Origin of the sequence: Stenotrophomonas sp. PS02298, from assembly GCF_029959445.1 — a bacterium.
Lineage (GTDB): Bacteria > Pseudomonadota > Gammaproteobacteria > Xanthomonadales > Xanthomonadaceae > Stenotrophomonas.
In genome coordinates this window covers 33,353-54,157 of the sequence record NZ_JASCOR010000005.1, presented here as the reverse complement: position 1 = coordinate 54,157, position 20,805 = coordinate 33,353, and the positions used below count along the sequence as shown (strand labels likewise).

Genomic DNA, 20,805 nt, shown 5'->3' with positions numbered 1-20,805 from the left:
CTGACGCCGCTCCTACAAACGCTGCGTCGTTGTTGCGGCCAGGTGCTGACTTTGTTGTGGAAGCGGCGTGAGCCGCGAAGCTGCTGCAACGTCAGAAGCTGAAGAGCTCACCCCCCCCCCAACCCTCCCCTTGGCTTCGCCAAAGGGAGGGGGCGAAAACACGCCACGCACCGCCGCATCGCCGCATCGCCGCATCCGACATCATCGGATCACATGCATGCCGGTGGTTTTGATGATGTCTGCTTCGCGGCTTACGCCGCTCCCACAAACGGTTGGGCCATTGCTTCGGCCAGGTAGTCGAGGAAGGAGCTGATGCGCGCGGATACCGCGGTGTTGCGGTAGTACACGGCGTGGATCGGTTGGCGCGCATCCAAGGTCAGTTTCGGCAACACCTGCACCAGCTCGCCACGCGCACGTGCCGCTTCGGTGAGGAAGTCGGACAGGCAGACGATGCCGACGCCCTCCAGGGCCAACCGGTGCAGGATCTCGCCGCTGGATACCGCCAATGCGGGGCGCACGTGCAGGCGCTCGCCGTCTTCACCCTGCAACGGCCAATGATTCAGCGAATCCGGTTCGTTGAAGCCCAGCAAGGTATGCCCCTGCAGCTGCGCCACGTTCTTCGGTGTGCCGTGCTGCTGCAGGTAGGCCGGGCTGGCCAGTACACGCAGGCGGCTGTGACCCAAGGGCCGGGCATGCAGGGTGGAGTCCGCCAGCGGACCAATGCGGATCGCCACGTCGGTGCGCCGTTCCAGCAGGTCGATGTAGCGCTCGCTGCTGTTGAGCTCCAGCGCCACCTGCGGGTAGCGCGCACGGTAGCCCGCCACCAGCGGCGCGATCACGTGCAGCATGAACGGCATCGCCGCATCCACCCGCAACCTCCCGGACGGCGTGCCCCGGCGTGCGGCGATCTGCTCTTCGGCGGCATCCACCGAGGCGACGATGGCGCGGGCCTGGGCCAGGAAGGTCTCGCCTTCGTCGGTGAGCTGCAGGCGGCGCGTGGTGCGGGTCAGCAAGGTGGTGCCGAGCTTCTCTTCCAGCCGTCCCAGCGCCCGGCTGACGCCCGAGGTGGTCTGGCCCAGCTGCTCGGCCGCAGCGGTGATCGAGCCGGTATCGATTACCGCGATGAAAGCCTGCATTTCATCCAGAGTGGTTTTCATGGGGGCGGCCAGGTGGCGATGGAATATTGTTGACTTTAAATCAATAGTAATTGGTGAGAAACCGCATTTTTTTGCAAGAGTTCCGCCGTCACACTGCGCAGCCCTTTCCAAGGATTCGCCCATGTCACGCGGTATTCCCCTTGCCTTGCTGGCGCTGACGCTGGGTGCGTTCGCCATCGGCACCACAGAATTTGTCATCGTCGGCTTGATCCCGACCATTGCCGCCGACCTGCATGTCAGCCTGCCTTCGGCTGGCCTGCTGGTTTCGCTCTATGCCTTGGGCGTTGCCGTGGGTGCGCCGGTACTCACCGCCCTGACCGGACGGGTGCCGCGCAAGGCCTTGCTGGTCGCGCTGATGCTGCTGTTCACCGTCGGCAACCTGATCGCGTGGATGGCACCGGGCTATGGCTCGTTGATCGTGGCGCGGGTGTTGACCGGCTTGGCACACGGCGTGTTCTTCTCGATCGGCTCGATCATCGCCACCTCGGTGGTGCCCAAGGACAAGGCTGCCAGTGCGATCGCGATCATGTTCACCGGGCTGACCGTGGCGCTGGTCACCGGCGTGCCGCTGGGCACCTTCATCGGCCAGCACCTGGGCTGGCGTGCGACCTTCCTGGCGGTGGCTGCGTTGGGCGTGATCGCCCTGCTCGGCAGCCTGCTGTTCGTGCCACGCGACCTGCCGCGCAGCGCGCCTGCCACGTTCGGCCAGCAGTTCGCGGTGCTGGCGCAGCCGCGCTTGCTGCTGGTCTATGCAATGACTGCGCTGGGTTATGGCGGCACCTTCCTGTCCTTCACCTTCCTCGCCTCGATCCTGCAGGACGTCAGCGGCTTCTCGGTCAATGCGGTGAGCGCGGTGCTGCTGGTCTACGGCGTCTCGGTGGCCATCGGCAATCTGTGGGGCGGGCGCCTGGCTGACCGCCGCGGTCCGATTCCCGCGTTGACGCTGATCTTCGGCCTGCTCGCGCTGGTGTTGCTTGTGCTCACCTTCACCGCCTACAACCGCTGGTTGGTGCTGTTGACCGTGCTGGCGTTGGGCGCAGTGGCCTTTGGCAATGTGCCGGGCCTGCAGGTGTATGTGGTCAAGCAGGCACAGCGCTTCGTGCCGGAGGCAACCGATGTCGCCTCCGGCCTGAACATCGCCGCCTTCAACATCGGCATCGCGCTGGGTGCATCGCTCGGCGGCCTGGTGGTCGATCACATCGGCCTGATGCATACGCCATGGATTGGCGCGCTGGTGGTGTTGGGTGCGCTGGCACTGACCGTACTGAGCGGCCGGCTGGATCGCCGCGATGGATTGGATGTGCGCGCCAACGGCATTGCCGTCAGCGCGCATTGACGGAACACGCTGTTACTTCCCCTTGGGTTTTTGTTCGCGCTGCACGGCGTAACCTGTAAGCGCGAATTTATGGAGATTTGAATGACTATTCCCGCTATCGGCCTTGGCACCTACCGCCTCAAGGACCAGGTACTCACCGACTCCGTGCACAACGCATTGGAACTTGGCTACCGCGCCTTCGACACTGCGCAGATCTACGAGAACGAAGCCGACCTTGGTGCGGCAATCGCCAGCGGCACGGTGCCGCGCGAGCAGCTGTTCCTGACCACCAAGATCTGGATCAGCAACTTCCACCATGACGACCTGCTTGCCAGCCTGCGCGAGAGCCTGCGCAAGCTGCGCACCGATCACGTCGACCTGACCCTGATCCACTGGCCCTCGCCCAAGGACGAAGTGCCTATGGCCGAGTTCCTGGGCGCGCTACGCGAAGCCAAGGCACTGGGTTTGACCAAGGCGATTGGTGTTTCCAACTTCACCATCGACCTGACCCGTCAGGCCATCGCCATCCTCGGCGCCGATGCCATCGCCACCAACCAGATCGAAGTGCATCCCTACCTGCAGAACCGCGCCCTGATCGCCTACCTGCGTGAGCAAGGCATCCCTGTCACCGCGTTCATGAGTCTGGCCTATGGCGCGGTGCTGAAGGACCCGGTGATCCAGGCCATTGCCGACAAGCACCAGGCAAGCACCGCACAGGTCGCGTTGGCGTGGGCGCTGCAACAGGGCTATGCGGTGATTCCGTCGTCGACCAAGCGCGAGAACCTTGCCGGCAACCTGCAGGCGGCGCAGCTGCGGCTGGATGCCGAGGACATGGCACGGATCGCGGAGCTGGATCGGGGTGAGCGCGTGGCCAACCCGGGGATCGCCCCGGCTTGGGATTGAAATCGATCAACCCGGCGTAGACAGCAGCCACGCGCGCATCGCTGCGTTCACTTCCTCGGGCTTTTCCAACGGCGCCAGATGGCCGCAGTCCTCGATCACCACCAGCGTTGATCGCGGCATCAGTGCGGTCATCTGCTCGCTTACGGACAGCGGCGTGATCGCATCGTTGCGCCCGCAAATGATCAAGGCCGGGCCCTGCCAGGCGTGCAGGACCTCGCTGCCGTCCGCACGTTGCAGCTGGCTTTGGCGCAGGAATACTTCCGCGCCGAGGCGCGCGGTCATGCTGCGCACGGTATCCACCAGCGCATGATCCTCCAGCCGCGATGCATCGATGTAGCTGCGCATCAGCTTGTCGCCGAAACCATGGAAGGTACCGGGCAGGCGGACGCTGTTCTGCTGTGCCAGGCGTTGTGCGGCGCGCTCGGGTGAGTCGGGTTTGAACGAGGTATCCAGCAGCGCCAGTTTCAACACCCGCTGCGGGGCGATGCGCAGGATTTCCTGGGCGACGTAGCCACCGAGGGAGAAGCCGGCCAGGGCGAACTGCGCCGGGGCCTTGGCCAGCACATCTTCGGCGACCGCGCGCATGGTGGTTTGCTGGGTGAGGTCACCGACCTGGCAATCGGCGATGTCGGCGAGTGCTTCGAGCTGGGCCTGCCACAGCGTGGCGTCGTTGAGCAGGCCGGGCAGCAGTAGCAGCGGCGTGCTGGATGCTGGGTCTTGGTTCGTTTGCATGGCGCTATTGTCGCGCCTTGGGGTGGTTTGGGGGTGAGGGGTGGGGTTGGATCGACAACCAAAGCAAAAGCCAGAGCACCCCTCCCCAACCCTCCCCTTCGCTACGCGCAAGGGAGGGAGCGAATGTTAGGGGACTGATGGATTGATAAGAGGGGATTGGCCGAAATAAGACGGGATGAAATGGGACGAAAGGCCCGAAGCGCCGACGTTTCAGCCTGATATCGGCCGCGCCAGGTGCAAACCTATCAGGTTTGACAAAAGAGGCTCGAAACCCCCTAAACGACACTTGAAATGAAAAACGGCCGCCAACGCCGGCGGCCGTTCAAATGGCGTTTGAAAGCCCGTTACCGGGCCGGTAAATCATCTTCCAAATCACAAGCAGCCATCGCATTGTCTACTGAGCGGCGCATGTACTCAGACAAGGCCTGCAGCTGACCATCATCCAGATCCCTCAACGTAGGCACGCGCAAATGGTCCAGCGTCGCTTCGACTACCATCCACCAGCCGTAACGATCTGAAATCCTTCGTATTTCACGAAGTGATCGCCCCCGCTGGTCCCGGTCTAACTCAATGGCAGAGACGCGGCCCTGAGCCGCCTCGCGTGCCGCATTAACGATTACCCCCCGCAGCCTGGCGGCTAGGCGCCGCCTTGCCTCTGCTTGCATCAACAGCATCTCCTTTTGCGACGTTCAAGGCCTGCCGGGTGATCGGAATGATCTCCGCCTCTGCCAGGCCACTACACAGCAGCTGGTAGACCAGCGAGACCACCTCTCCCGCCTTTTCCGGCGAAAGGCGCAGATCCGCGATCTGGAGCGCCTCCTCAACCGTCTGCACGGCCAGCTTGAGGGTCTCTAGGCTCACATCCTGCGACTGCCCCAAGTCTCCCTGTGTGGTTTCTGGCCACATTGAACCGTCCCCTGCCGTGAGCCACAGCAACGAAACCCCGGTTGTTTGCGCGAGGTGGACACAGCGAGCCCTGGAAGGATCAGTCGCGCCGTCGCGCCAACTTCGAATCACGGCCTCGGAAAAGCCGCATCTTCTTGCGATTTCTGCAACACCACCTTGCGGTTTGAAATGCTCTATCAGCAACTTCATGCGCTCAGGGAAGGGGTCAATGTTTGCTTCCCGAAGGTTGACCGAACTTTGACCAACGTTTTTTGGCGTCACAGTTGCACCTAATCACTTGATTTAATTAGTTAATTTAAAAGCGGGCAGCTAAGGCCCGGCCAAAATCAACCCTGACCGCAAGTTCTTGTTGTCAACAGCAAGAACTTGCGGCATATTTGCCCCGTAGATACGCGCCCTTTATTCGCATCACGGAGCCACCAGAAATGTCCCGACCCGCCAAGGTCATAAGTTCGGAACAGGTCAAGCAGCGCCTGCGCTCGCAGGGCGTAACCATCACCGCATGGGCCGAAGCCCATGGATACACCCGGAACGAGGTTTACCGGGTGCTCAACGGTCAACACAAAGGCCACTTCGGGAAGGCCCACGACATTGCCGTGGCCCTGGGTATGAAGGCGGCCAACGACCAGCCTACCACCCGCTCCGCGAGCTGCAATCTGCAATCGGCAGAGCTGTGATGAACCCCAGTGCCCTGCAGCCGGTAGACCCGGCCCATACCCACCCAGTTGGAGGCCTTGGCGTATGAAGCGCAAAGCCCGATCAGACTCCCTCACGGGCGACATGTTCGCCCTGCCGCGCCAGGCCGCCTCGGTGCCCGGCAGCATGGATTACCGCCCGACCGTCAGCGCCCTCCTGGGAGACATGCTGAAAGACGCCGGTGCGGCGGGCATGGACCGCTGGGAAGTGGCCACCCGAGCCAGCCGCCTGGCGGGCCGCGATGTGTCGAAGAACATGCTGGACGGCTACACCGCCGAGAGTCGGGAAGAGTTCAACTGCCCGCTCTGGCTGGCCCCTGTCCTGGAAATCGTATGCAGCAGCACGCGCCTGGCTGAATGGCATGGCGGAATCGTCGGCGGCCAGTTGCTGCTGGGAGCGGCCACGCTCGACGCCGAGATCGGGCGTTTGGAGCGCGTGCGCCAGCAGGCCAGCGAAGAGATCCGCGCCCTGAAAGATATTGCCAGGAAGGTGCGGTGATGCTGCCAGGATCGCCTACTTCCATATCCAAGGCGGAGCCTTTGCAGAGCGAACAGTCACTGGAAACAGCTGCTGTTCCAGAAGCATCGGCAAACGCAACGAATACACCGCAGGCACCAGCCATAGCTGTTGAGCTGGAAATCCCCGAATCGTGCGCCACGCATAGGTCGCCAAGGCGGCAAGAAGCGCTCTATGGCTCGCCGGAAGATGCTCGTAGTTGGGCGCGTATGCGACGCCGGTATAGGGAACAGCAGGCGGTAGAGCTTGCTGCAACGAAGCAAGAACAGCCAGAGCAGCTTCCAGATCCACCGGAAATCGAACGGAGCATTCTCCGCATGCTGACCTCATGGCTACGTAAATCCGTGCGATCTCTCGCCGTAAAGAGGCGGACCCCATGACGGTGACAGACATGCCCTCCAAGACCTCGCTAAAGGTCGCTTCGTCCCAATCCGTTCCTACTGAAAATGAAGGTATGTCCATAGCTCGATGGTACAGCGCGGCCGAACTAGCTGGCCTGCCGGGGATGCCTCAAACCCATAGCGCGGTAGTGCGGATAGCTAAGAGAGACGTTTGGGAAAGCCGCCGCCGCCCTGGTAAAGGGGGGGGGCGAGAGTACGCAATCACGAGCTTTCCAACGGCTACTCAGGCAGCAATCTTGCTTCGGCAACAGCCCGTTTTGGTGCCCGTAAAAACCTCCAAGTCAACGGGGTACAGCGAGGCGCAGATCGCAGCTGCATGGCAGCGCTACGAATCGGCGCCCCAGCACCTTAAAGAGGAAGCGCAGCGCCGTATGCGCGCCCTGCAGGCCGTGGAACTCCTTGTGACTGAGGGTCGGCGTCTCATGGATGCACGTGCCATCGTTGCGGCGCAATTGCAGATCGACAACGTGCGCGGTGCTTCGGTTGCCTCTCTTGGCCGCTGGGCTGCATTGATTTCGCCGGTCGAAAAACAGCACCGCATGGCTTTCTTGGTGTCGTCCTACGCGGGGCGGACCGCAACTGCAGATATCCCTGCCGAAGCGTGGGACGCCTTCAAGGCCGACTATCTACGGGTAGAGCAGCCCAGCGCAAACAGCTGCTATGAGCGCTTGGAGCGGCTGGCCAAGGTCAACGGCTGGGCGCTCCCATCGCTCAAAACATTCCAGCGCCGCATTGAGGCAGAGCTGCCGCGAGGCGTGCTGATCCTTGCTCGCAAGGGACGCGAAGCTTTCGACCGAACGTTCCCGGCGCAGGAGCGCGACCGCTCTGTCTTCCACGCCCTAGAAGCGGTCAACGCCGACGGCCATAAGTTCGACGTGTTTGTCCGCTGGCCGGACGGCACCATCGCCCGTCCCATCATGGTCGGCGTGCAAGACCTGTACGCAGGAAAGATGCTGGGCTATCGCATCGCCGAAACCGAGTCGGCAGACCTTGCCCGCTTCGCCTTCCGCGACGTGATCCAGCGCTACGGCATTCCGGAAAAAGTTTGGTTGGATAACGGCCGCGGCTTCGCAAGCAAGATGCTGACCGGCGGCATTGCCAACCGCTTTCGCTTCAAGGTGAAGCCGGATGACCCGGTTGGCATTCTCACAGGGCTGGGTTGTCAGATCCATTGGGCTACGCCCTACCACGGCCAGGCCAAGCCCATCGAACGTGCCTGGCGTGATTTCTGCGACCGCATTTCCAAGCATCCTGCCTTTGCCGGTGCGTACACAGGCAACAAGCCAGATGCCAAGCCGGAGAACTACGGCAGCAAGGCTGTGCCGCTGGAACAGTTCATTCGCGTTGTTAATGAAGAAGTGGCTGCGCACAACGCTCGTGAAGGACGCCGCACCCGCGTTTGCGGTGGCCAGCGCAGCTTCGACCAGGTGTTCAACGCCAGCTACGCACAATCCACCATTCGCAAGGCCAGTACCGAACAGCTCCGTCAGCTCTTGTTAGCCACCGAAGTCGTGACTGCCGACCAGCGCGATGGCAGCGTGCGCCTATCGGGAAACCGCTACTGGTGCGAAGCCATGTCAGCGCACGCCGGCAAGAAGTTGATGCTGCGTTTCGATCCGGAAGCGTTGCACACCAACGTGGAGGTCTACTCGTTGGCAAACGTCCATATTGGCACCGCCGAATGCATAGCTGCAGTTGGCTTTGCCGACACCGTTTCGGCGAAGGAACACGCCCGCGCCCGTAAGCAGTACCGCCGTGCAGCACAGACCCAGCTGGATGCAGAGCGCCGCATGACTGCTGCCCAGCTGGCCGCCCAACTGCCCAGCCCGCCACCCGAGAACCTGCCTTCGGCTGGGGTCGTGGCACCGATGTTCAACAAGCGCGCTCCCACGCCCGCCACGCCGCAGCACCAGGAACCGCTGCAGCGCACCGGCACCGATGACCTACATCGCGACACCAGCCTCTCCAGCTTCCTTGAAGCACAGCAGGTCCGACAGCTACGTGACAGCGGCTGGGAGCCGCCTGAGTCCTACCCATGAGCAGTAGCGCCACAACCACCAAATCAACGATCCAAAGGGGAAACACCGCCATGCTTGATGCCGCAACTACCGCCGCCACCCTGCCGACCGCCGCAGAAGCCGAATCCACCCTCGACGTGCGCGCCCTGGTTCGTTCGCTGCAGGCTGATGACAAGCGCCTTTCCCAGGCAAAGATCGCCGCCGAGTCCGGTGTAAGCAGCACCACGCTGAGCCAGTGGCTGGGCGGCATCTACGGCGGCGACAATGCCGCCATCGAAGCCAAGATGCTGCGATGGGCAGAGACTACACAGGCGCAGCGTGCCCAGGCTGCAACCATGCCGGCTGCACCTGATTACATCGAGACGCCTACCTGCACCCGCGTTATTGATGCACTGCGTTACGCCCAACTCGCAGGCGACATGGCAGTGGTCTACGGCAGCGCGGGCCTGGGCAAGACAAAAGCCATCATCAAGTACAAGACGATGGCACCGAACGTGTGGCACGCCACCATGACGAAGGCCAGCGCCAACGTGGTCACGTCGCTGGAGGTGGTTGTAGAGGCGCTTGGCCTTACCCCATCGGGTGGTGCCAACAAGTTGCATGCGGCCGCATGCCGGCGCGTAGCCAACACCAACGGCCTGCTGGTGGTTGATGAAGCCCAGCACCTCACCGAGGCTGCCCTCGATCAGATTCGCGCAATCCACGATGCCACCGGAATCGGTATCGCCTTGGTCGGAAACGAGGCGGTCTACGCTCGCATGACCGGTGGCAATCGCGCGGCCTATCTTGACCGGCTGTTCTCCCGCATCGGCAAGAAGGTCCGCCTGATCCGCCCCTCGCAGGAAGATGTGGCCGCGCTACTGGATGGTTGGAACGTGCGTGACGGCAAGACCCGTACCCTGCTGTCAGACATCGCCAGCAAGCCTGGTGGGCTGCGCGCCATGGGCAAGGTGCTGCGACTCGCCAACATGTTTGCAGCTGCAGAGAAGCGCGCCATGGGCTACGACGACGTGCGTTCCGCGTGGCGCGAGCTGGGGGCTACCGAATGACTGCGATAGCAAGCCGCGCCTGCGGAATGATCGGCATCCGGGTGCTGGAACTGGGCGATGTACTGCCGAAGCTGCAGGCCTCTGGCTGCTTTCCGCTGGAAGTGAACCTGAGCGAGCGGCGCGTCTGCATCGTCATCGCCCCCCCGTCAGACGGCTGTTTCATCCAGGGCGTGATGTGCCGCCGCGAAACCATCGCCGGGGTAACCAAGCGGGTGTACGTGGCGCCGTTCCATGGATGCCTTCTCAAATGGGAACAGGCCCACGAAACCGACTACCGGCAGGCAGCGCAGCGATGAGCCGTGCGCCAGAAGAGGAAATGCCGCCCTGGCAGGGCCACCGCATCACCGATGCGCTCCACCGCCAGTTCGATCAAGTCTTTGGCCCTGGCTACGCACGTCAGCCCGAGCCGCAACAACAAAAGGAAACCCCAAATGAAGAATGACGTAATCCCAGAAGGGTGCCGGGTCGATGCCAAAGGCCGCTTTGTACCCGAGGACATGATCAAGCCAATTGACCTCACCAGGGACAGCTTGGTGCAGGAAATTATTGCCGGTTTCCAAGAGGACCACGCCCGTCTGCGGGCACGCAAGGTAAAGACGTTCAACGATATCTATGCCTTCGTCGACCTGAGCGCCCAGGAGTACGGCGTCAACATCGGCGGCGTGAAGGGCAACATCACGCTCATGTCCTTCGACGGCAAGCTGAAGGTTGTTCTGCAGGTGCAGGAAACCATCCGCTTCGATGAACGCCTTCAAACGGCAAAGAAACTCATCGATGAGTGCCTAACCGAGTGGAAGGAGAACGCCCGCGCAGAACTGTGCATCATCGCAAATGACGCCTTTAAGGTGGATCGCGCGGGAAATATCCGAACCGGCCAAGTGCTCGGCTTACGCCGCCACGCGATCAAGGATGAACGGTGGCTACGTGCGATGCAGGCCATCGCTGAAGCCGTCCAGGTAGTGGGGTCAAAGTCCTACGTGCGCGCCTACGAGCGGAACGCTGATGGCGACTTCCAAGCAATCACCCTCGACTTCGCGGCGGTCTGACCATGAAGAGCACACTGATGATCCACGCGGCAAACGCCGCCGATGCCATCGCGCTGTTGATGGCCAACACCGAGGTCCGCATGGCAACCAAGATTGCCGATGCCGCCGTGCGCGCCGATATCGAGATGTACGCCAGGGAGGTCTACTCCGAAGGCGTTCGCTACTACGACACCAGCGACACCGTCGAGGCGGACAGCAAGATCCAGGCGGACGCGCTGGATCTTGCTGTTCGCTACATCGACAAGCGCGGCGACGCCCTGCCATTCGTGATGAAGCGCAACATCGGCTGCAAGGCGCTGGTGTGGTTTGAAGACAAGGCTGCGGAGGTGCAGGCATGAACATGAAGGTCAATGCAATCAAGGTGTGCCCGACCGATATCCCCGGCAGCGCAAGCGCACTGGCTGGCGGTGTCCTCCAGATGCTCGACGCCAGCGTGACCCGAATGACGGAGGAACAGGCCACCGATCTGGTTGCAGGAATGCTGGCAGGCATAGCTGGTGGCCTGTCAGGTCGCCTCGGCCTCGAAGTCACCGTGGTCCTTTTCGAGGCCGTACCCAAGATCGTGCGCGAGGCCGCTGCTGTTGCCGACGCGGCCCAACGGAAGCACTGATATGGATAGGGAAAAGGCACTCCGCAAGATCCAGGCCTGCCTGCGCATGGCAGGCTCGGCAAATTCAACCGAAGCTGCAACCGCCCTGCGGCAGGCTCGGGCGTTGATGGACAAGTACGGCCTCAACGAAGCCGATGCAGCTGCCTCTGAGATCGGTGCAGCCGAGGCATCCACGGGATATCGCGGCGGGATGGTTCCCCCGTCCTTGCTTGCACTGGCGAACCTTGTCGCTGATGGCTACCGTTGCGCCCCTGTTATTCAACTACGTCGTCGCACTGTCGTACGCGATGGTTTACTCCGCGTGGTTGCCGAGACGGTGATCCACTTCCACGGCGCCGGAGCAGATCCGCAGGTCGCCAGCTACGCCTTTGCCGTCCTCCGTCGTCAGCTCCAGCGCGGCAAAGCTGCACACACCAAGCGCATCCGCAAGCAGGCGAACAAGGATCGTCGCGGGGAAGAGTTCGCGGTGGGCTTTGTGTCTGCACTCTGCAGGCTGTTTCCGCGCGCCGAACTTCCAGAGGGCAGGCAAGCGGCCCTTGATGCCGCAATCAGACACCATCACGGCGAGTTGGGCAGCACCAGCGGCAAAGAGATCAAGAAAGGCCGCGCCAGTGAGAATGACCGCTGGGCGGGATGGGAAGCTGGCCGCCAGGCGCAATTGAATCAAGGCCTGTCCGAAGGGCAGAAGAAGCTGGAGGCCCACTGATGGCCGTCACCGACAACCAAACCGCCCGGGACATCAACAACCTGCTGGTTTGGCTCCTGCCCCAGCTGCGCCGCAATCACGGGCCGGATGGCCGAGCGCCAGCAAGGGCCGATGCGATGGCAGCAGCTGAACGCCTTGCCACCAAGGCAAGCAACCAGATTGGCTGTGGCGTCACCGCCTCGGCCGTACGCGCCGCCGTGGATATCGACTCCTGGCGCTTTGAAGCCATCGACAACGGAGACCGTGACTCATGGTGAGCCGTACCCAAGGCAAGAGCGCCCGCAGTGCCCAGCTCGCCAAGGTCCACATCGCCGCCGCCCAGCTCGGTATGGATGAAGAAACCAGGCGTGCCCTCTATCGCAACATCACAGGCAAGGATTCGGCCGCCAAGATGACCGACAGCGAGCGCGACAAGGTCATTGCGGCGCTGGTCTCCAAGGGTTTCGTGGACAAGAAGAAAGCCAATGGCAAGGCGGCCTATCGCGGCCGCCCTGCAGATACCGATAAGACGCCGCTGATGCGCAAGCTGGAAGCGTTGCTGGCCGACGCTGGCCGGGACTGGGAATACGCCCGTGCCACTGCCCAGCACATGTTCAAGGTTGAACGTCTGGAATGGCTCAATGCCAACCAGCTGCACAAGCTGGTGGCTGCGCTTCAGATCGATGCGAATAGGAGGGCGCGATGAGCGCGAAGAAGTCGCCGCAGGACTACTGTGTGGTCAAGATTGGCTTTACCAACGTAATGCTGCCCGTAGCAGACGGCTTGAAGTTGATGGGTTTGATTCGCAACGCCGTCGAAGTCGAGTACGACTATCAGGGTGACAGCGGCTGTTGGCTTGCGGGTGAGCGCCCGCGCTGCGAGATGGTGATGGTGTCGCCGAAGGACGTGCAGGCGAAGGCAGACACGCCACCCCGTTCGCCACGCCGCCCGCGCTTGCTGGGGCACGATTGATGCGTGCAACCTGCCCCGAATGCGGCACCCAGGGTCATGTAACGACCTTCTTCATTGAAGAGGAAGGTAAGCGCCTGGCATTGATCGCAGCAGGCCTTGGCCCTGAGCTTGGCCGCACCACGCTTTCGTACCTCGGCTTGTTCAAGCCCGCCAAGCAGGGTGTGCGCCTTGCCCGTGCGGTGAAGCTCGCCCAGGAAGTGGCCGACCTGGTGGCGGTTGGCAGCGTATGTAAGGACGAACGCAGCGGCGTGCGCCGTCCTGCAGCGCCTGGCCATTGGCTGGCTGGCATGGAAACCATGCTTGCACAGCGCGCCAGCCTGGCGTTGCCGCTGGATGGCCATAACTACCTGCGCGCCGTGGTGTTCGGCTTGGCCGACAAGGCCGATGCCAAGCAGGAGCGCAGGAAAGAAGAGGATGCCCGTGCAGGGCGTCACCTGGGCACCACCACCGGCATCACGCCATCACCACACCCGGAAACACCGTTGGAACGGCAGTTGAAGTGGATTGAACGCATGGTGGAGATGGACCAGTTCACCCCAGAGATGGCCGAGGCCGAACGGGCCAAGGCACATGAGAAGTACGGGAGCCAGTAATGACCGACCAGATCGACCTGCCGCTCAGCGATGAATTCGATCCAGAGCGCTACATGAAAGCAAGCTTCGACGACGTGCCATCGAAGAAGTGGGCGCGCAGTTTGGTCGAGGCTGTAGAAGTTCAGGAAGCGACCTTCCGGCGCATGGGCTACTCACCAGAGGACGCGATGAATCTCGCCCGCGCCGGTATGCTGGCGCTCTCCCAGCTTTGGGGTGGCCGTTCGCATTACTTGCCCAGCGGGGACAGCTTGAATGTGGCCTTGCGTGACGCGGAGATCTTCCGCCGTGCGAACCGCGACAACATGGGCGCCCTGGCCGCTGAGTACAAGATGAGCCAGCAACACATCGAACGCATCGTGCGTATCCAAGGGAGATTGCATAGGCGACGAACGCAAGGCAGTCTCTTCCACGAACCGGATTGAGCCCAACCAAAGCCCCGCACTGCGGGGCTTTCTTTTTGCGATAAATGTCGCACCCAATCGCGCGGCGCATCCACGCAAAGTGGAGCCCGTGGGGAACGGTTGGCATGGCATCCGATATCCCTGCGCCTTGCCGGCGGCGGCTCGTCCCGCCGCCGGCTTCTTTTTTGGAGCGCACGGATGAGTCACAGAATCGACAAACTGAAATCCTCGCTGGAGTCTTTCGGCAACCGTATCGGCCGCATCTGGCTCTGGCTGGCCCTCAGCGTGCTGCTGTTGCTGGTGGTGGCCACCTTCAACAACCTGCTGGTGGCCAGTTACCTGTGGGCCGCAGCGAAGATCACGATGGCAGGTGCAATCGGCTACGGCTTCGACCGTGCCGCTTTCCCTGATTCCGATCCGCGTCACCTGGACGGTATCGAACGGTCGATGGCACAGAGTCGCCGCGGCGTTCTGATCGCCGCCGCCATGATCGCCGCAGGCCTGATCGGATGAACGCCTGGGCGCGCTGGAAAGCGCTCTGCAAACGGAACCGCGTTGATTGCCTGGAAGCCGCAGTTGGCATCGTGCTCTTGGTCTTGGTCTACGCCGGCCTGATCTACGGAATCGTCTCCAACCCGGCCGCAGCGGCATCGCCAGCTCCATCGACGGCACGCGTAGCACCAGCCTCAGCGCTGTATCGCCATCGCGTGGAGCAAGCCTCTGCCCGTGCCTGGGGCGTGGATGGCAATGCCGCCAGACTCGCCGCACAGCTGCACCAGGAATCTGCATTCCGGCCGAGCGCCAAGTCCGGCGCTGGTGCAATCGGCATCGCGCAATTCATGCCAGCGACAGCCAGCTGGATTGGCACCGTCTACCCGCGCGAGCTGGGCAACTTCGATCCCTGGAACGCCCAGCAGGCCATTCTGGCCGCCGCACTGTACGACCGCTGGCTGTACGACCGCGTGGCGCCAATCGGTGGCGGGACGGTGGACCAATGCAGCCGCTGGGTGTTCGCCTTGCGCGGATACAACGGCGGCGAAGGCTGGATGTTGCGCGAGCGCCGCAAGGCCTTGGCCGCTGGCGACAACGCCAATGACTGGCGAGCGGTCGAGCCACACCGTGTTCGTGCTGGCTGGGCACACAAGGAAAACACCGCGTATCCCCGTCGCATCCTGCTGACGCTGGAACCGGCGTACCTGGCCGCTGGCTGGCAAGGGGTGCCCACATGCTGAAGGACGCCGTAGCAAAGGCAAGCGTGCAGCAGCTGCTGCCCATCGCCGGCATTGCCCTGCTGGTTGTGATGGTGGTGGTCGCGGTGGTCAGCCTGTGGGCGGGCAATCGCTGGGCCGAAGGCGCCCAGGCGTTGCAGGACCGCAAGCAAGACCAAGCCTACATCGAGCAGCTGCAGGGTGAGGCCGAGCAGCTCCGCCAGATCGCCGTCAACTCCACCCTGGACTACGCCAATGCTGCAGATCGCATGGACGCCATCGCCGCCCAACTGGAAACCGACCATGAAGCCAACCGCAAATTCCAACAGGCCCAGCGCGCTGAGCTGGAACAGTTGCTGCGCAATCGTCCTGACCTGCGTGATGGCCGCGCTGGCGATGACGTCCTGCAGCACTGGAACCGTTCCAATCAAGGGCCCGCCGCCGCCGATCCCGCCACCGGGACCGAGCGCCAGCCTGCGGGAGGAATGCCCGGAGCTGCCGCTGGCCACGTCGGACGCCTGGGCGGTGCTGTTGGACAACCACGACCAGGTGGCGGCGCTGCACCACGACTGCAGGGCTTCGAAATCGCGGTTGATCCAGGCCTCGCTGGAGTACCAGCGGACGGCGTGGGACTGGTACTGCAAGGCGCTGGAGCAGGTCCAGCTACAGGGCTGCAGCCGTGAGCAGCAAGAAAAAGGAAGTCGTGGCGACGGTGTCGGACCTGACCCGCCTGCGCGATGAATACCACGACATGGCCAGGCGCTGTAAAGCCGAAGCGGCCAATGCGCGTGGCGAGAAGGCAGCACACCTGCGGGGTATGGCTGCGGCCTATGAGGGCACGTGGTTGGACTTCAGCGACATGATCGAAGGCAAGGGGCATCCGAGTGCCAGACGACGCGGATAAGTGGGGCGAGTGCGAGGACCGCGCATGGGTCAGTTTCAACCAGCAGCGTGCCGCCCAGGTTGCCTACGAGGACAACCGCAGGCGCGAGATAGGGAGCCAGTCATTGATCTGCGCTGATTGCAATGAAGCCATTCCCGCAGCGCGATTGAAGGCGGTGCCCACCGCCCAACGCTGCACCCACTGCGCAGCCGAGGTTGAGCAGCGATGAACGAAATGGTTTTGCCGTTGCTGGTCTTGCTGCTTGCAGTAGCGATGGGAAATCTCCTGGTTGGAGTGTTCCTGTGGTGGCGCCACGCCGGTCTGGAAGCCCGCGTGGCTCGCTTGGAGATCTACCAGCAGAACAACCTCACCCACGCTGCGTCTCGACAAATCTTCGAACGGCTCTCTTCCATGGAAGGCAAGATCCAAGCCTCCAACCTGCTGCTTCAAACCGTACAAAAACACCTGTTGGAGAACGATTGAATGAACCCCAAGACTTTCGCTGATCGCCTGCGCGAAGACCGTCGCCTGGTGCTGCTGCGGTTGTTGTCCGAGCAGCTGGGCTATCGCGCCAACAGCTCCCAGCTGCATGCCGGCCTGCATCACCTTGCGGTGGCTGCAACCAAGGACGATGTGATGACGGATCTGCACTGGCTCAAAGACCAGGGGCTGGTGCGTGTCCATGAACCGGTAGAAGGCGTGCTTGCCGCCGAGCTGACCAGCCGTGGCCACGAAGTAGCCACAGGCGCCGCGATGGTGCCTGGCGTCAGCCGCCCGAGCCCGCGCTAAGCCATGGCCGCCCCCAAGCGACGCGCCAAATCCACCGTCACCCGGCTGCCCGCTGAGCAGAAGGCTTACGTAGAGAAGCTGCTCCGCGATGACCGGATGACACTGGACGAAAAGATTTCAGACCTGCAGGCCAACTTCCCCGGCGAACCGGCAGCGGAGATCTCCAGATCAGCGTTGCATCGGTACGAGCAGGGCTTCGCGGAGATGACCGCGCGCATGCGCGATATCGACCGAGCCTCCCAAGCGCTGGTTGGCGAGTTCGGCGACAGTCTGGGCGAGAAGGCCAGCACCTTGCTGACCAACGCAGTGGTGACGCTGGTCACTGACGTGGCCATGCGGCACCAGGCGTCGGAGAAAGAGGTCGATGTGGACACCGCCCGCAAGCTGGCGCGAGCGGCGAAGGACGCCATCGACACCAAGCGCATCGATGTGAACGTGCGCAAGGCCATCGCTGCAGAAGCCAGGGAGCGTTTGCTGCGCGATCAGGAAAAGGCGCTGGACAAGGTGGTGAAGTCAGGTGGCCTCTCCGCCGAAGCGGCCGCCGATATTCGGGCCAGCATTCTCGGCATCAGGACCGACAGCGCATGAGCGATGCTGCCCGCCAGCTTGTCCCCAACACTGCCAAACGGGATGTGCCAGCCACCCTGATGCCCTATCAGCAGCGTTGGATTGCCGACCAGTCCAACCTGAAGGTGATGGAGAAAGGCCGCCGTACCGGCATCACCTGGGCCGAGGCTGCGGACAATGTGCTGATCGCCGCCTCGGACAAATCCGCTGGCGGCCAGAACGTCTATTACCTCGGCACCGACAAGGAAATGACCGAGGAATACATCCAGGCGTGCGCAATGTGGGCGCGCGCCTTCAACCACGCAGCCAGCAGCATCGCCGAAGGGCTGTGGGATGAGGATGAAGACGACAAGCACATCAAGACCTACACCATTCGCTTTCCCAACAGTGGCTTCAAAATCATTGCGCTGGCCAGCAGGCCGCGAAAGCTGCGCGGTCGCCAGGGTGTGCTGGTAGGCGACGAAGCCGCCTTCGTTGATGACCTGCCCGAGCTGCTCAAGGCCGCCGTTGCCTTCCTGATCTGGGGCGGCAAGGTTCGGCTGATTTCCACGCACAACGGTGTGGACAACCCCTTCAATGAGGTCATCCAGGAGATCCGTAGCGGCAAGCGACGCGGGTCGGTCCACCGCGTCACATTCGCGCTCGCCGTGGAAGAAGGGCTCTTTGAGCGTGTGTGCATGCGCCTGGCCAAAGCCTGGAGCGAGCCTGCACAGGTTGAATTCATCGATGAGGTGTATGGCACCTATGGCAGCGCTTCAGAGGAAGAACTGGACTGCGTGCCTCGCAACAGTGCCGGTGCCTATCTGTCCCGCGCTGTCATCGAGCAGCGCATGGATGAGACCACCCCGGTCCTGAAGGTGGCACGGGATGATGCGTTCGCGGAGTTGCCGGAGCACATCCGCCGGGCCGACGTGCAGAGCTGGCTGGATGAAGAAGTGCTGCCCGTGCTGCAGGCGCTGGCCACCCAGGGTGCCAAAGTGCGCGGCAGCATCTTTGGTCTGGACTTCGGCCGCTACGTGGATCTGTCCGTGCTGGTGCCGCAGGTCGAATACACGGCATCGCTCAAACGGCGGGTGCCTTTCGCTATCGAGATGAGCAATATCCCCTTCGATCAGCAGCGCCAGGTGCTGTTCTTTGTGGTGGATCGGCTGCCCCGGTTTCGTGCCGGCGCCCTGGATGCCACCGGTAACGGCTCCTACCTCGCCGAAGTGGCCATGCAGCGCTACGGCAGCAACCGCATCGACCAAGTCGATATCACCGAAAAGTTCTACAGCGAGCAGTTCCCACCACTGAAGGCCGACTTGGAAGACGGCAGCCTGGAGGGATTGCCCCGCAACGGCGAATGGCTGGATGACCTGCGTGCCGTGGAAGTGGTCAAGGGCGTGCCCAAGATCCCCAACAAACGGGTCACATCCAAGAGCGGCGGCAAGCGCCATGGCGATGCGGCCGTCGCCCTTGTCCTGGGCAACAGCATTGCCCGCGTGGAAGTGGTGCCCATGGAGTTCCAATCTGCCGGTGCAAGCACTGCTGCAGGCGTAGCAGGTGCATTCACCGGCTCCCGCGTTGGTTTCACTGATACCGGTTTTGGCACCGTCGCTGGCGGTAATGATTTTGGAGGTTTCCAGTGACACAAGAAGAAACGATCAAGCGCCCTGAGACCAGCCTTGAAATCGCCACCACGGCCGATGGCCGGGATATCACCCGTCCCTACACAGGCCCACTGCTGCTGCCCACTGACCGCGTACTACGGGCACGTGGCGGTGGCAACTTGGAGATCTACGAACAGGTCAAGAGCGATTGGCAGGTCAAGACCTGTTTCGAGCAGCGCCGCAATGCTGTCATCAGTGCGGAGTGGCAGGTGGACGCCGCCAGCGATCGCGCGGTGGACCAGCAGGCCGCCGACTGGCTGCGCATCCAGCTCAATCGCATTGCCTGGGACGGGCTCACCGACAAGATGCTGTGGGCTGTCTTCTATGGCTTCAGCGTGGCTGAGCTGGTGTGGGAGATCCAGGACGGCAAGCTGGGCTGGAAGGCAATCAAGGTCCGTAACCGCCGCCGGTTCCGCTTTGCCCCTGACGGGGCGCTGCGTCTGCTGACCCCTTCCCAGATGCTCAAGGGCGAACCGGCCCCCGCGCCGTACTTCTGGCACATCGCCACGGGCGCCGACCATGACGATGAGCCCTATGGCATCGGGTTGGCACATTGGCTGTACTGGCCGGCACTGTTCAAGCGCAACGACATTGCTTTCTGGCTCACCTTCGTTGAGAAGTTTGCTGCGCCAACAGGTGTTGGCAAGTTCAAGCCAGGTGCGACCGAAGCTGAAAAGGCGGCGCTACTGGCAGCACTGCGGGCCATCCGTACCGATAGCGGCGTAATCGTTCCCGATGGAATGATCATCGAGCTGCTGGAAGCAAAGCGCAGCGGCGCCTCGGATTACAAAGCCCTGCACGACACCATGGATGAGGCCATCGCCAAGGTGGTGTTGGGCCAAACCATGACTACGGAAAATGGCTCTTCAAAGTCACAGGCCGAAGTGCACATGGAAGTGCGCCAGGACATCGTTAAAGCCGATGCGGATCTGATCTGCGAGAGCTTCAACCTTGGCCCGGTCACATGGCTGACCATGTTCAACTTCCCCAACGCCCAGCCGCCGCGCGTCTACCGCGTGCTGGAAGAGCCGGAAGACCTGGACGCTGCCGTCGAGCGCGACACCAAGGTCAAGGCAATGGGATTCAAGCCCAGCCTGGCGCACGTCCGGGAGCGCTACGGTGCCCACTGGGAAGAGGCTCCATCCTTCCCCAGCTCGCCGCTGCCAGGGCGCGATACGACCGCTGCGGCCGACTTCGCTGAACCCATCGCCTTGGAACGGCAGCGCGAGGAAGCCCAGGACCGAATTGACCAGCTGATCGCCGCCGCCAAGAGCAATGGCCTGGAATGGCGCACGTTCGTGGAACCACGCGTCCAGGAGCTGCTGCAGCTGCTGGATGAATCCGATGACCTGGAACAGTTCCGGGAACGCGTGATCGAGCTGGCCGAAGGCCCGCCCAACTCTGATCTCACCCAGGCCTTGGCACGGTGCGGCTTTGCCGCTCGGCTGCTCGGCCGCACACCAAAGGAGTAACGACGTGGACAACCAACACCGCAAAATCAAGGGTTACCGCGAGCTGTCCCAAGGCGAAATCGATCTGATGAACGAGATCAAGAGCAAGGGCGCCGAACTCGGCGAGTTGGTAGGCAAGCTGCAGGCCAGCGGCGAGACAGATAAGCGTTGGGTGAGCATCGGTGCCACTGACCTGCAGAAGGGGCTGATGGCACTGACGCGCGCCGTGGCCAAGCCGGAATTCTTCTAAGCGCACGT

Annotated in this window: 30 protein-coding genes; 27 read left to right on the top strand and 3 right to left on the bottom strand. The window is 62.5% G+C overall.

Annotation, left to right across the window (positions count from 1 at the left end; genetic code table 11):
* Window positions 1-251: 251 nt before the first annotated feature.
* On the bottom strand, window positions 252-1,157 hold the full coding sequence (locus QMX78_RS01850; protein ID WP_282265990.1) for a LysR family transcriptional regulator: 906 nt from the start codon (window positions 1,155-1,157) through the stop codon (window positions 252-254).
* A gap of 121 nt (window positions 1,158-1,278) precedes the next feature.
* Between QMX78_RS01850 and QMX78_RS01845 the strand changes: the two genes are divergently transcribed.
* Together QMX78_RS01845 and dkgB are read left to right on the top strand one after the other, a co-directional pair.
* Window positions 1,279-2,493 carry an MFS transporter gene (locus QMX78_RS01845; protein WP_282265989.1) on the top strand — a complete coding sequence of 405 codons (1,215 nt, stop codon included), beginning with the start codon at window positions 1,279-1,281 and terminating at the stop codon, window positions 2,491-2,493.
* Window positions 2,494-2,574: 81 nt separating this feature from the next.
* Window positions 2,575-3,375 carry a 2,5-didehydrogluconate reductase DkgB gene (gene dkgB, locus QMX78_RS01840; protein WP_282265988.1) on the top strand — a complete coding sequence of 267 codons (801 nt, stop codon included), beginning with the start codon at window positions 2,575-2,577 and terminating at the stop codon, window positions 3,373-3,375.
* A 6-nt stretch (window positions 3,376-3,381) separates the two neighbouring features.
* Here dkgB and QMX78_RS01835 read toward each other — a convergent pair whose 3' ends face one another.
* Both QMX78_RS01835 and QMX78_RS01830 read right to left on the bottom strand, forming a co-directional pair.
* Window positions 3,382-4,107 carry an alpha/beta hydrolase gene (locus QMX78_RS01835; protein WP_282265987.1) on the bottom strand — a complete coding sequence of 242 codons (726 nt, stop codon included), beginning with the start codon at window positions 4,105-4,107 and terminating at the stop codon, window positions 3,382-3,384.
* A gap of 609 nt (window positions 4,108-4,716) precedes the next feature.
* A complete protein-coding gene (locus QMX78_RS01830) occupies window positions 4,717-5,202 on the bottom strand; it encodes a hypothetical protein (RefSeq protein ID WP_282265986.1) in 486 nt (161 codons plus the stop codon).
* Window positions 5,203-5,438: 236 nt separating this feature from the next.
* On the opposite strand from QMX78_RS01830, the gene QMX78_RS01825 reads away from it, so the two are divergent.
* From QMX78_RS01825 to QMX78_RS01705, 25 genes are all read left to right on the top strand, one after another.
* Window positions 5,439-5,690: a DNA-binding protein gene (locus QMX78_RS01825; RefSeq protein WP_282265985.1), complete on the top strand. Its 252-nt coding sequence runs from the start codon at window positions 5,439-5,441 to the stop codon at window positions 5,688-5,690.
* A gap of 64 nt (window positions 5,691-5,754) precedes the next feature.
* Window positions 5,755-6,207 (top strand): hypothetical protein, encoded by a 453-nt coding sequence (locus QMX78_RS01820; protein ID WP_282265984.1) that lies wholly within the window; start codon window positions 5,755-5,757, stop codon window positions 6,205-6,207.
* Between the two features lie 409 nt (window positions 6,208-6,616).
* Window positions 6,617-8,665, top strand: coding sequence for a transposase domain-containing protein (locus QMX78_RS01815; RefSeq protein WP_282265983.1), 2,049 nt, complete (start codon window positions 6,617-6,619; stop codon window positions 8,663-8,665).
* Between the two features lie 50 nt (window positions 8,666-8,715).
* Window positions 8,716-9,693, top strand: coding sequence for an AAA family ATPase (locus QMX78_RS01810; protein ID WP_282265982.1), 978 nt, complete (start codon window positions 8,716-8,718; stop codon window positions 9,691-9,693).
* Window positions 9,690-9,989, top strand: coding sequence for a hypothetical protein (locus tag QMX78_RS01805; RefSeq protein WP_282265981.1), 300 nt, complete (start codon window positions 9,690-9,692; stop codon window positions 9,987-9,989). The genes QMX78_RS01810 and QMX78_RS01805 overlap by 4 nt, the downstream gene beginning before the upstream one ends.
* Window positions 9,986-10,135, top strand: a complete 150-nt coding sequence (locus QMX78_RS01800) for a hypothetical protein (RefSeq protein ID WP_282265980.1) — start codon at window positions 9,986-9,988, stop codon at window positions 10,133-10,135. The genes QMX78_RS01805 and QMX78_RS01800 overlap by 4 nt, the downstream gene beginning before the upstream one ends.
* The gene (locus QMX78_RS01795) at window positions 10,125-10,739 is read left to right on the top strand and encodes a DUF3164 family protein (RefSeq protein WP_282265978.1); all 615 of its coding nucleotides are present in this window, start codon (window positions 10,125-10,127) and stop codon (window positions 10,737-10,739) included. The genes QMX78_RS01800 and QMX78_RS01795 overlap by 11 nt, the downstream gene beginning before the upstream one ends.
* A gap of 2 nt (window positions 10,740-10,741) precedes the next feature.
* The gene (locus QMX78_RS01790) at window positions 10,742-11,077 is read left to right on the top strand and encodes a hypothetical protein (protein ID WP_282265975.1); all 336 of its coding nucleotides are present in this window, start codon (window positions 10,742-10,744) and stop codon (window positions 11,075-11,077) included.
* Complete coding sequence (locus tag QMX78_RS01785; RefSeq protein ID WP_282265973.1) at window positions 11,074-11,349, top strand: hypothetical protein; 276 nt, start codon at window positions 11,074-11,076, stop codon at window positions 11,347-11,349. Before QMX78_RS01790 ends, QMX78_RS01785 begins: the two co-directional genes overlap by 4 nt.
* A gap of 1 nt (window position 11,350) precedes the next feature.
* Complete coding sequence (locus QMX78_RS01780) at window positions 11,351-12,055, top strand: DUF2786 domain-containing protein (RefSeq protein WP_282265971.1); 705 nt, start codon at window positions 11,351-11,353, stop codon at window positions 12,053-12,055.
* On the top strand, window positions 12,055-12,312 hold the full coding sequence (locus QMX78_RS01775) for a hypothetical protein (RefSeq protein WP_282265969.1): 258 nt from the start codon (window positions 12,055-12,057) through the stop codon (window positions 12,310-12,312). Before QMX78_RS01780 ends, QMX78_RS01775 begins: the two co-directional genes overlap by 1 nt.
* Window positions 12,309-12,740 carry a regulatory protein GemA gene (locus QMX78_RS01770; protein ID WP_282265968.1) on the top strand — a complete coding sequence of 144 codons (432 nt, stop codon included), beginning with the start codon at window positions 12,309-12,311 and terminating at the stop codon, window positions 12,738-12,740. The genes QMX78_RS01775 and QMX78_RS01770 overlap by 4 nt, the downstream gene beginning before the upstream one ends.
* Window positions 12,737-13,006: a hypothetical protein gene (locus QMX78_RS01765; RefSeq protein WP_282265966.1), complete on the top strand. Its 270-nt coding sequence runs from the start codon at window positions 12,737-12,739 to the stop codon at window positions 13,004-13,006. The genes QMX78_RS01770 and QMX78_RS01765 overlap by 4 nt, the downstream gene beginning before the upstream one ends.
* Complete coding sequence (locus QMX78_RS01760; protein ID WP_282265964.1) at window positions 13,006-13,599, top strand: hypothetical protein; 594 nt, start codon at window positions 13,006-13,008, stop codon at window positions 13,597-13,599. The genes QMX78_RS01765 and QMX78_RS01760 overlap by 1 nt, the downstream gene beginning before the upstream one ends.
* Window positions 13,599-14,021 (top strand): Mor transcription activator family protein, encoded by a 423-nt coding sequence (locus QMX78_RS01755; RefSeq protein ID WP_282265963.1) that lies wholly within the window; start codon window positions 13,599-13,601, stop codon window positions 14,019-14,021. Before QMX78_RS01760 ends, QMX78_RS01755 begins: the two co-directional genes overlap by 1 nt.
* A 177-nt stretch (window positions 14,022-14,198) precedes the next feature.
* Entirely contained in the window at window positions 14,199-14,513 is a 315-nt protein-coding gene (locus tag QMX78_RS01750; RefSeq protein ID WP_282265962.1) for a putative holin, read from the top strand.
* 71 nt (window positions 14,514-14,584) lie between these two features.
* On the top strand, window positions 14,585-15,232 hold the full coding sequence (locus tag QMX78_RS01745) for a transglycosylase SLT domain-containing protein (RefSeq protein WP_282265960.1): 648 nt from the start codon (window positions 14,585-14,587) through the stop codon (window positions 15,230-15,232).
* Window positions 15,226-15,891 carry a hypothetical protein gene (locus tag QMX78_RS01740; RefSeq protein WP_282265958.1) on the top strand — a complete coding sequence of 222 codons (666 nt, stop codon included), beginning with the start codon at window positions 15,226-15,228 and terminating at the stop codon, window positions 15,889-15,891. The genes QMX78_RS01745 and QMX78_RS01740 overlap by 7 nt, the downstream gene beginning before the upstream one ends.
* Window positions 15,888-16,112 carry a hypothetical protein gene (locus QMX78_RS01735; RefSeq protein ID WP_282265956.1) on the top strand — a complete coding sequence of 75 codons (225 nt, stop codon included), beginning with the start codon at window positions 15,888-15,890 and terminating at the stop codon, window positions 16,110-16,112. Before QMX78_RS01740 ends, QMX78_RS01735 begins: the two co-directional genes overlap by 4 nt.
* A 204-nt stretch (window positions 16,113-16,316) precedes the next feature.
* Window positions 16,317-16,574 carry a hypothetical protein gene (locus QMX78_RS01730; protein WP_282265953.1) on the top strand — a complete coding sequence of 86 codons (258 nt, stop codon included), beginning with the start codon at window positions 16,317-16,319 and terminating at the stop codon, window positions 16,572-16,574.
* On the top strand, window positions 16,575-16,880 hold the full coding sequence (locus tag QMX78_RS01725) for an ArsR family transcriptional regulator (protein WP_282265951.1): 306 nt from the start codon (window positions 16,575-16,577) through the stop codon (window positions 16,878-16,880). It abuts the gene before it with no gap.
* Window positions 16,881-16,883: 3 nt separating this feature from the next.
* Window positions 16,884-17,468: a phage protein Gp27 family protein gene (locus QMX78_RS01720; protein WP_282265949.1), complete on the top strand. Its 585-nt coding sequence runs from the start codon at window positions 16,884-16,886 to the stop codon at window positions 17,466-17,468.
* Window positions 17,465-19,075: a hypothetical protein gene (locus QMX78_RS01715; protein WP_282265947.1), complete on the top strand. Its 1,611-nt coding sequence runs from the start codon at window positions 17,465-17,467 to the stop codon at window positions 19,073-19,075. The genes QMX78_RS01720 and QMX78_RS01715 overlap by 4 nt, the downstream gene beginning before the upstream one ends.
* Window positions 19,072-20,568, top strand: a complete 1,497-nt coding sequence (locus tag QMX78_RS01710; protein WP_282265946.1) for a DUF935 family protein — start codon at window positions 19,072-19,074, stop codon at window positions 20,566-20,568. Before QMX78_RS01715 ends, QMX78_RS01710 begins: the two co-directional genes overlap by 4 nt.
* A 4-nt stretch (window positions 20,569-20,572) precedes the next feature.
* Window positions 20,573-20,797, top strand: a complete 225-nt coding sequence (locus tag QMX78_RS01705; RefSeq protein WP_282265945.1) for a hypothetical protein — start codon at window positions 20,573-20,575, stop codon at window positions 20,795-20,797.
* Window positions 20,798-20,805: the final 8 nt, after the last annotated feature.

Coding starts and splice junctions, on each gene's coding strand:
- QMX78_RS01850 (WP_282265990.1), bottom strand. CDS start 1,157: ATGAAAACCACTCTGGATGAAATGCAGGCTTTCATCGCGGTAATCGAT.
- QMX78_RS01845 (WP_282265989.1), top strand. CDS start 1,279: ATGTCACGCGGTATTCCCCTTGCCTTGCTGGCGCTGACGCTGGGTGCG.
- dkgB (WP_282265988.1), top strand. CDS start 2,575: ATGACTATTCCCGCTATCGGCCTTGGCACCTACCGCCTCAAGGACCAG.
- QMX78_RS01835 (WP_282265987.1), bottom strand. CDS start 4,107: ATGCAAACGAACCAAGACCCAGCATCCAGCACGCCGCTGCTACTGCTG.
- QMX78_RS01830 (WP_282265986.1), bottom strand. CDS start 5,202: ATGAAGTTGCTGATAGAGCATTTCAAACCGCAAGGTGGTGTTGCAGAA.
- QMX78_RS01825 (WP_282265985.1), top strand. CDS start 5,439: ATGTCCCGACCCGCCAAGGTCATAAGTTCGGAACAGGTCAAGCAGCGC.
- QMX78_RS01820 (WP_282265984.1), top strand. CDS start 5,755: ATGAAGCGCAAAGCCCGATCAGACTCCCTCACGGGCGACATGTTCGCC.
- QMX78_RS01815 (WP_282265983.1), top strand. CDS start 6,617: ATGCCCTCCAAGACCTCGCTAAAGGTCGCTTCGTCCCAATCCGTTCCT.
- QMX78_RS01810 (WP_282265982.1), top strand. CDS start 8,716: ATGCTTGATGCCGCAACTACCGCCGCCACCCTGCCGACCGCCGCAGAA.
- QMX78_RS01805 (WP_282265981.1), top strand. CDS start 9,690: ATGACTGCGATAGCAAGCCGCGCCTGCGGAATGATCGGCATCCGGGTG.
- QMX78_RS01800 (WP_282265980.1), top strand. CDS start 9,986: ATGAGCCGTGCGCCAGAAGAGGAAATGCCGCCCTGGCAGGGCCACCGC.
- QMX78_RS01795 (WP_282265978.1), top strand. CDS start 10,125: ATGAAGAATGACGTAATCCCAGAAGGGTGCCGGGTCGATGCCAAAGGC.
- QMX78_RS01790 (WP_282265975.1), top strand. CDS start 10,742: ATGAAGAGCACACTGATGATCCACGCGGCAAACGCCGCCGATGCCATC.
- QMX78_RS01785 (WP_282265973.1), top strand. CDS start 11,074: ATGAACATGAAGGTCAATGCAATCAAGGTGTGCCCGACCGATATCCCC.
- QMX78_RS01780 (WP_282265971.1), top strand. CDS start 11,351: ATGGATAGGGAAAAGGCACTCCGCAAGATCCAGGCCTGCCTGCGCATG.
- QMX78_RS01775 (WP_282265969.1), top strand. CDS start 12,055: ATGGCCGTCACCGACAACCAAACCGCCCGGGACATCAACAACCTGCTG.
- QMX78_RS01765 (WP_282265966.1), top strand. CDS start 12,737: ATGAGCGCGAAGAAGTCGCCGCAGGACTACTGTGTGGTCAAGATTGGC.
- QMX78_RS01760 (WP_282265964.1), top strand. CDS start 13,006: ATGCGTGCAACCTGCCCCGAATGCGGCACCCAGGGTCATGTAACGACC.
- QMX78_RS01755 (WP_282265963.1), top strand. CDS start 13,599: ATGACCGACCAGATCGACCTGCCGCTCAGCGATGAATTCGATCCAGAG.
- QMX78_RS01750 (WP_282265962.1), top strand. CDS start 14,199: ATGAGTCACAGAATCGACAAACTGAAATCCTCGCTGGAGTCTTTCGGC.
- QMX78_RS01740 (WP_282265958.1), top strand. CDS start 15,226: ATGCTGAAGGACGCCGTAGCAAAGGCAAGCGTGCAGCAGCTGCTGCCC.
- QMX78_RS01730 (WP_282265953.1), top strand. CDS start 16,317: ATGAACGAAATGGTTTTGCCGTTGCTGGTCTTGCTGCTTGCAGTAGCG.
- QMX78_RS01725 (WP_282265951.1), top strand. CDS start 16,575: ATGAACCCCAAGACTTTCGCTGATCGCCTGCGCGAAGACCGTCGCCTG.
- QMX78_RS01720 (WP_282265949.1), top strand. CDS start 16,884: ATGGCCGCCCCCAAGCGACGCGCCAAATCCACCGTCACCCGGCTGCCC.
- QMX78_RS01715 (WP_282265947.1), top strand. CDS start 17,465: ATGAGCGATGCTGCCCGCCAGCTTGTCCCCAACACTGCCAAACGGGAT.